The sequence below is a fragment of the Corallococcus sp. CA047B genome, assembly GCF_003612065.1.
Lineage (GTDB): Bacteria > Myxococcota > Myxococcia > Myxococcales > Myxococcaceae > Corallococcus > Corallococcus praedator.
In genome coordinates this window covers 1-1,396 of record NZ_RAWD01000647.1, presented here as the reverse complement: position 1 = coordinate 1,396, position 1,396 = coordinate 1, and the positions used below count along the sequence as shown (strand labels likewise).

2 pseudogenes are annotated in these 1,396 nt (G+C 69.6%); one reads left to right on the top strand and one right to left on the bottom strand.

The window, feature by feature from the left end:
- A pseudogene (locus D7X74_RS41910) lies at positions 1–1,010 on the top strand (caspase family protein); the annotation flags it as partial.
- A 78-nt stretch (positions 1,011–1,088) separates the two neighbouring features.
- Here the strand turns inward: D7X74_RS41910 and D7X74_RS41905 are convergent.
- Positions 1,089–1,396: pseudogene (locus tag D7X74_RS41905) on the bottom strand (hypothetical protein); the annotation flags it as partial.

Genomic DNA, 1,396 nt, shown 5'->3' with positions numbered 1-1,396 from the left:
CGGAGGTGGAGGGCGGGGCGCTGTCCCTGGGCTTCAACGTCGCGGGCGGGGAGGTCCATGGCGCGCAGCTGTCGCTGGTCACCAACGTGGCGCAGCGGGGGCTGGTCGGCGTCCAGGCGGCGCTGGGGCTCAACCTCTCCAACGGGGACGTGGACGGCGTGGGGCAGTTGTCGCTGGGAGCGAACATCGCGCGGGGCGGGATGCAGGGCATGCAGGCGACGCTGGGCCTCAACGTCGCCACCCAGGACGTCTCCGGCATGCAGCTGGCGCTGGGCGTCAACCATGCGAACAACGCGCTCCACGGCGTCCAGTTCACGCTGGGCGTCAACTCCGTGGCGGGGGACATGAAGGGCCTGCAGGGCGCGATGGCGCTCAACCGGGCCCACGCCGTCACCGGCATGCAGTTGGGGTTGATCAACGTGGGCGGCGACGTGACGGGCATGCAGTTGGGGTTGATCAACGTGGCCAGCGTGGTGCACGGCATGCAGTTGGGGCTCGTCAACGTGTCCCAGGAGGTGAACGGCGTGCCGCTGGGCCTGCTCACCTTCGAGAAGAAGGGCCAGTTCCACCTGGAGGTCTTCGGCAGCGACCTGCAGCTCACCAACGTGGCGCTGAAGTTCGGGGGCAAGCACCTGTACACCACGCTCATCGCGGGCATCGGTCCGGACGACCGCTTCCAGCGCTTCAGCCTGGGCCTGGGCCTGGGCGGGCACATCCCGCTGGGCTCGCGCTTCTGGGTGGACGTGGACGCGGCGGGCAGCAACGTGCTGTCCACCGACAACCCCTTCTCCGACAACACCGGCAACCTGCTGGCGCAGGTGCGCGCCATGGTGGGCTTCCAGGTCATGTCCCGGTTCGCCGTCTTCGGCGGCCCCACCTACAACGCCTGGTTCACCTGGGGCGACCCGGGCTTCGCGAAGCTGTCCACGCTGCCGGTGCGCTCGCACGACATCTCCAGCACCCGGCGCGTGCAGCACTGGCCGGGCTTCCAGCTGGGCGTGCGCATCTGATCCACAGCCGGCTCCGGCACGCACGACCGGGACCGCATGCGACGCGGTCCCGGCGGGGCCAGGGGCCTTCGCCCCACGTCAGTCGATGACGCGGGTGGCGCGCAGCGTGTCCAGCTTGATGTTGCGGACGGCGTTGGGGCCCTCGGTCAGCGAGCCCTCCAGCTTGAGGCCCGCGGGCGTGAAGGCCCGCTTCATCAGTTCGCCCTGCTTCGCGTCGTCGCCGCCGGTGACGGCGCTCAGGTCCACCTCGTGGATGGACTTGATCTTCTCGCCCGGCTTGTCCGCGAGGAACACGTCGTAGTGGTCGCAGGGCGGGGCGAAGCAGCGCTTGCCGTTGTCCTTGATGATGTAGGTGGCACTCATGGTGGCGTCTCCGGGGGTGGGGG